This is a genomic window from Zoogloea sp. (assembly GCF_041914405.1).
Classification (GTDB): Bacteria; Pseudomonadota; Gammaproteobacteria; order Burkholderiales; family Rhodocyclaceae; genus Zoogloea.
In genome coordinates, this window is sequence record NZ_JAYSDK010000019.1 from 72946 (window position 1) to 78945 (window position 6000).

General features: G+C 63.6%; 3 protein-coding genes. 1 reads left to right on the plus strand and 2 read right to left on the minus strand.

What is annotated here, in order from left to right:
* Positions 1-203 precede the first annotated feature (203 nt).
* Positions 204-1346, minus strand: a complete 1143-nt coding sequence (locus ACE3RX_RS13000; RefSeq protein WP_374484274.1) for a patatin-like phospholipase family protein — start codon at positions 1344-1346, stop codon at positions 204-206.
* Between the two features lie 65 nt (positions 1347-1411).
* Positions 1412-3679: an NADP-dependent malic enzyme gene (locus tag ACE3RX_RS13005; protein WP_374484218.1), complete on the minus strand. Its 2268-nt coding sequence runs from the start codon at positions 3677-3679 to the stop codon at positions 1412-1414.
* Between the two features lie 289 nt (positions 3680-3968).
* On the opposite strand from ACE3RX_RS13005, the gene ACE3RX_RS13010 reads away from it, so the two are divergent.
* Positions 3969-5825: a phosphoenolpyruvate carboxykinase (GTP) gene (locus ACE3RX_RS13010; RefSeq protein WP_374484225.1), complete on the plus strand. Its 1857-nt coding sequence runs from the start codon at positions 3969-3971 to the stop codon at positions 5823-5825.
* Positions 5826-6000 lie beyond the last annotated feature (175 nt).

Genomic DNA, 6000 nt, shown 5'->3' on the forward strand with positions numbered 1-6000 from the left:
GACAGACCAAGCTCGCGGGCTAAATCAGGCTCGGGCGGCAAATGCGTTATGAATGAACTCAACGGCAGCGCCGGCCGGCTCAAACGCGAACAACATACTTCTTATTCAAAATAAGGGGTTATTTTAAATTTTTGAAGTTTTTTGTGAATGACTTTTTTGCACTTGCCCGACCGCGCGGACAACACGCCATGCATGGCTCCCCATCAGGGCCCTTCGATCCGCAGGAAACGAGCCAGTTCAACTCGCCGGGCCATCGCATCCCGATAGCCCAACTCCATCAGGGAGCGCGTGTAGGCCTGCTCGAAAAGCAGGTAGGAAAGCAGCACGGAGCCGTCCTTGCGCATCGCACCAATGCTGCGCAAGACCACGCTCAAGGCCCGCGGCAAGGTATTCCGATGCCGTGCCGCAAGATAATCAAGGCGCTGGGAGGGTGCGATCACCAGGGTTTCGATGGGCCGCAACGCAATGCCGGCGGCGGCCCGTTGCTCCGGAGTAAGGGCCGAGAGAGTGGTGTTGATGCGCTCCAGGCGCTCCAGGTCCATCGCCAGGCCATCGAGGAAGATACTCGACATCGCATGGCCAGCCACTTGCGCCGGGGACGGATAGCTGTCGGTGCGCTGGCGCGCCTCTTCCGAACGCCGCCCGCCGGCGATTACCAGGATGCGCTCCGCGCCGAGGTGGATGGCCGGACTGATCGGCGCCAGCTGGCGCATCGAACCATCACCGAAATACTCCCGATTGATGCGCACCGCCGGAAAAACGAAGGGGATCGCACTGGAGGCCAGCAGGTGCTCGACTTGCAGCTCGGTACGCATACCGATGCGCTTCTCCCGGCGCCATGGCTGCAGCTCGTCGCAGGCTTGGAAAAAAGCCAGGTTGTCGCCCGAAGTGTACCCCGACGCGCTGACCGAGATGGCACGCAGGTGGCCGGCATCGATGGCCCGGCTAATGGCCGAGAAATCCAGCTGCGCTTCCAGCAGTTCGCGCAGTGGCGTGTTGTCGAGCAGGGAGCGTGGCGACTGGCGCACCAGTGCGCCAAAGAAGATCGCGGACCCCCAACGCAGCACCGACTGGGTGACGGCCGCGGTGTCGGCCCGATAGACGTGATGGACGCGGAAATTGCGCCAGATGTAGGCGAGCTTGCGCACAGCCTCATCGAAGTTGGCGGAGAACACCGCCAGCGCCGCCGCATTGACGGCGCCGGCGGAGGTTCCGCACAGGATCGGGAAAGGATTTTCCCGGCGCCGGCCCCATACCTCCCGAATGGCGAGCAGCGCGCCGACCTGATAGGCCGCCCGCGCCCCGCCACCGGTTAGTACCAGCGCCGCCTTGCCTTCCTCCGCCATCCCGCTCTCCATGATCAGATCCACGGAGTTTAACGGCGCCGGACGACGGAGGCATTAGCCCTAGATCAACGCCCCGCCTCGACCACCGTCAGCGCCGTCATGTTGACGATCCGGCGCACCGTCGCCGTCGGGGTCAGGATGTGCACCGGCTTGGCCGAACCGAGCAGGATCGGGCCGATGGTCATGCCTTCGCCGGCAGCGGTCTTGAGCAGGTTGAAGGCGATGTTGGCGGCGTCCAACGTCGGGAAGATCAGCAGGTTGGCGTCCTCGCTCATCTTGGCGTTGGGGAAGACCTGCTTGCGGATGCCCGCATCCAGCGCCGCATCACCGTGCATCTCGCCTTCCACTTCCAGGTCGGGATGCTCGTTGTGCAGCAACACCAGCGCCTTGCGCATCTTCTCGGCGGTCGGCGAGTTGTCGGTGCCGAAGCTGGAGTGGGACAGCAGCGCGATGCGCGGCTGGATGCCGAAGCGACGTACCTCGTCGGCGGCCAGGCGGGTCATCTCGACGACCTGCTCTGGGGTCGGATCGTAGTTGACGTAGGTGTCGCACAGGAACACGGTCCGGTCCGGCAGGGCCAGCAGGTTCATCGTGTAGAAGTTGCGCACGCCCTTCTGGCGGCCCAGCACCGTCTCGATGAACTTGAGGTGCAGGTGGTGCATGCCGTAGGTACCGCAGATCATCCCATCAGCGTAGCCGAAGTGCAGCAGCAGCGCGCCGATCAGGGTGGTGCGGCGGCGCACCTCACGCTTGGCGTAATCCACCGACACACCCTTGCGCTCCATCAGCGAGTGGTAGTGGGACCACAGCTGGTTGAAGCGCGGATCGGAGTCCGGGTTCACCATCTCGAAGTCCAGCTCGGGGCGCAGGCGCAGGCCGAAACGCTCGATATTGTGCAGCACCACCTCAGGGCGGCCGATCAGCACCGGGCGGCACATGCCCTCATCCACCGCAGTCTGCACCGCACGCAGCACACGTTCTGCTTCACCTTCAGCAAAGATGATGCGCTTGGGCGCCTGCTTGGCGGCCTGGAACACCGGCTTCATGACCAGGCCGGACTGCCACACGAAGTTGTTGAGCTGCTGGCGGTAGGCTTCGAAATCGGTGATCGGGCGCGTCGCCACGCCGGACTCGATCGCCGCGCGGGCCACTTCAGGCGCGATCTTGACGATCAGGCGCGGGTCAAACGGCTTCGGAATGATGTATTCGGGGCCGAAGCCGGAAAGCTTCTCGCCGTAGGCTGCAGCCACGATATCGGAGGCCTCGGCACGGGCCAGCTCGGCGATGGCGCGCACGGCGGCCAGCTTCATTTCATCGGTGATCGTCGTCGCGCCGACGTCCAGCGCGCCGCGGAAGATGAACGGGAAGCACAGCACGTTGTTGACCTGGTTCGGATAATCCGAACGACCAGTGGCGATCAGCGCGTCGTCGCGGACCGTCTTGACCTCTTCCGGCAGGATCTCCGGTGTCGGGTTGGCCAGCGCCATGATCATCGGACGCGATGCCATCTTGGCAACCATCTCGGGCTTCAGCACACCACCAGCGGACAGGCCGAGAAACACGTCGGCGCCCTCGATCACCTCCGTCAGCTTCCGGGCGTCAGTCTTCTTCGCGTAGCGGGCCTTGATCGGATCCATCAGCGTCGTACGGCCTTCGTACACCACGCCTTCGATGTCGGTGACCCAGATGTTCTCGACGGGCACGCCGAGCATCACCAGCAGGTCCAGGCAGGCCAGCGCGGCGGCGCCGGCGCCGGAGGTGACCAGTTTGATCTTCGAAAGGTCCTTGCCCAGCAGATGCATGCCGTTAAGCAGCGCCGCCCCAACGACGATGGCGGTGCCGTGCTGGTCATCGTGGAAGACCGGGATCTTCATCCGCTCGCGCAGCTTGCTCTCGATGTAGAAGCACTCCGGCGCCTTGATATCCTCGAGGTTGATGCCGCCGAAGGTCGGCTCCAGCGCCGCGATCATGTCGATCAGCTTGTCCGCATCGGGCTCGTCGATTTCAAGGTCGAACACGTCGATACCGGCGAACTTCTTGAACAGCACGCCCTTACCCTCCATCACCGGCTTGGCCGCCAGCGGGCCGATGTTGCCCAGGCCGAGCACAGCCGTGCCATTGGTGACGACACCGATCAGGTTGCTGCGGGAGGTCAGCGATGCGGCTTCGGCCGGATCCTCGACGATCGCATCACAGGCCGCCGCCACGCCAGGCGAATAGGCCAGCGACAAATCCTGCTGGTTGGTCAGCGCCTTGGTCGGCGCGATGGCGATCTTCCCGGGCTTGGGCAGACGGTGGTATTCAAGTGCAGCCAGGCGAATTTGCTCATCCATTCAGGTATCCCTCTCCATTGTTGATGTGTGTTTGTGTACTGCCATCATCCAACCATCTTGCCGTTACGGCAATTCGTGACATCCACAGCACGAAATGCCATTCGAGTACATTTCTCTATGCCGCGAACCATGGCATAATGAGCGGCTAAGTCGGTCGGGTTAATCCCGATTGACGCCAATAATACGCGCCGAGCCCTGGTGGCCCAAAAAAGACGCGATTGCCCAGCCGGAAGCCTCCCCAAACCGGCACTTGAAACAACGCATCCGTAACGTCCTGGAGAATCGTCAGATGTCTCAAAGCATTGCCGAAGCCGCCATCGCCGCCGCCCCCGATTACGTCAAGCACCAGAAACTGAAGGAATGGGTCGCCGAGATCGCAGCCCTTACCGAGCCCGACCGCGTGGTGTGGTGTGACGGCTCCGAAGAAGAATACGACCGCCTGTGCGCCGAGATGGTCGAAGCGGGGATGCTGATCAAGCTGAACCCGGAAAAGCGCAAGAATTCCTACCTCGCCTGGTCCGACCCCTCCGACGTGGCTCGCGTCGAAGACCGTACCTTCATCTGTTCCGCCAACAAGGACGACGCCGGCCCCACCAACAACTGGGAAGATCCGGCCAAGATGCGCAAGACCCTGAACGAGCTGTTCAAGGGCTGCATGCACGGTCGCACCCTGTACGTGATCCCGTTCTCGATGGGCCCCCTCGGTTCCCCGATCGCCCACGTCGGCGTGGAAATCTCCGACAGCCCCTACGTGGTCACCAACATGCGCACCATGACCCGCATGGGCAAGGCCGTCTTCGACGTGCTCGGCACCGACGGTGAGTTCGTGCCCTGCGTGCACACGGTTGGCGCTCCGCTGGCCCATGGCGAGAAGGATTCCCGCTGGCCCTGCAACCCGACCGTCAAGTACATCGTCCACTACCCCGAAACCCGCGAGATCTGGTCCTACGGCTCCGGCTACGGTGGCAACGCCCTGCTCGGCAAGAAGTGCTTCGCACTGCGCATTGCCTCCAACATGGCCCGCGACGAAGGCTGGCTGGCCGAACACATGCTGATCCTCGGCGTGGAGAGCCCCGAAGGCGAGAAGACCTATGTCGCCGCCGCCTTCCCGTCCGCCTGTGGCAAGACCAACTTCGCCATGCTGATCCCGCCCAAGTCCTTCGACGGCTGGAAGATCTCCACCGTTGGCGACGACATCGCCTGGATCAAGCCGCGCAAGGAAGCCGACGGCTCCACCCGCTTCTACGCGATCAACCCGGAAGCCGGCTTCTTCGGCGTTGCCCCCGGCACCTCCGAGAAGACCAACTACAACGCGCTGGCCACGCTGCGCGAGAACATCATCTTCACCAACGTCGCGCTGACCGACGACGGTGACGTGTGGTGGGAAGGCATGACCAAGGAAGCCCCGGCTCACCTGGTCGACTGGCAAGGCAAGGACTGGACCCCGGAGATCGCCAAGGAAACCGGCCGCAAGGCTGCCCACCCGAACTCCCGCTTCACCGCCCCGGCCAGCCAGTGCCCGTCCATCGACCCGAAGTGGGAAGACCCGGCCGGCGTGCCCATCTCCGCCTTCATCTTCGGCGGCCGTCGCGCCACCACCGTGCCGCTGGTGTACCAGGCCTTCAACTGGAACTTCGGCGTTTACATGGCCGCCACCCTCGGCTCCGAAACCACTGCCGCGGCCTTCGGCGCCCAGGGCGTGGTTCGTCGCGACCCGTTCGCCATGCTGCCGTTCTGCGGCTACCACATGGGTGACTACTTCAACCACTGGCTGAAGATGGGGCACACCGTCGACCAGGCGCCGGGCATCTTCTGCGTCAACTGGTTCCGCATGAACGAGAAGGGCGAGTTCATGTGGCCGGGCTTCGGCGAGAACATGCGCGTCCTCAAGTGGATCGTCGACCGCGTCCGCGGCCGCGTGCACGCCACTGAAAACGCCCTCGGCTGGATGCCCCAGTACGAAGACATCGACTGGACTGGCTCCGACGTGACCAAGGCTGAGTTCGAAGCCCTGGTCAAGATCGACGCCGACGCCTGGAAGACCGAACTGGCCGGCCACCAGGAATGGTTCGACAAGCTGCAAGACCGCCTGCCCAAGCAGTTCGTGCTCAAGCGAGAACTGTTCGAACTGGCCCTGTCGGTGTAAGTTCGCAGCAGCCAGCCGGCTGCTCAGGTAACGCAAAAAAGCGCCGAGCAATCGGCGCTTTTTTGTTTTTCACCGGCCTCTGCCGGAGAGCACATTACCCGTGGGGGGGGGGGTGGTTGGGCCCCGGCGGGGGGCGGGGGGCCCGCCGGGGGGAGGGAAGGGGCCGGGCGCCCCG

What these genes read in the sequence shown, in the direction of transcription:
- ACE3RX_RS13005 (WP_374484218.1), bottom strand. Translation starts at nt 3,679, where the DNA reads ATGGATGAGCAAATTCGCCTGGCTGCACTTGAATACCACCGTCTGCCC.
- ACE3RX_RS13000 (WP_374484274.1), bottom strand. Translation starts at nt 1,346, where the DNA reads ATGGCGGAGGAAGGCAAGGCGGCGCTGGTACTAACCGGTGGCGGGGCG.
- ACE3RX_RS13010 (WP_374484225.1), top strand. Translation starts at nt 3,969, where the DNA reads ATGTCTCAAAGCATTGCCGAAGCCGCCATCGCCGCCGCCCCCGATTAC.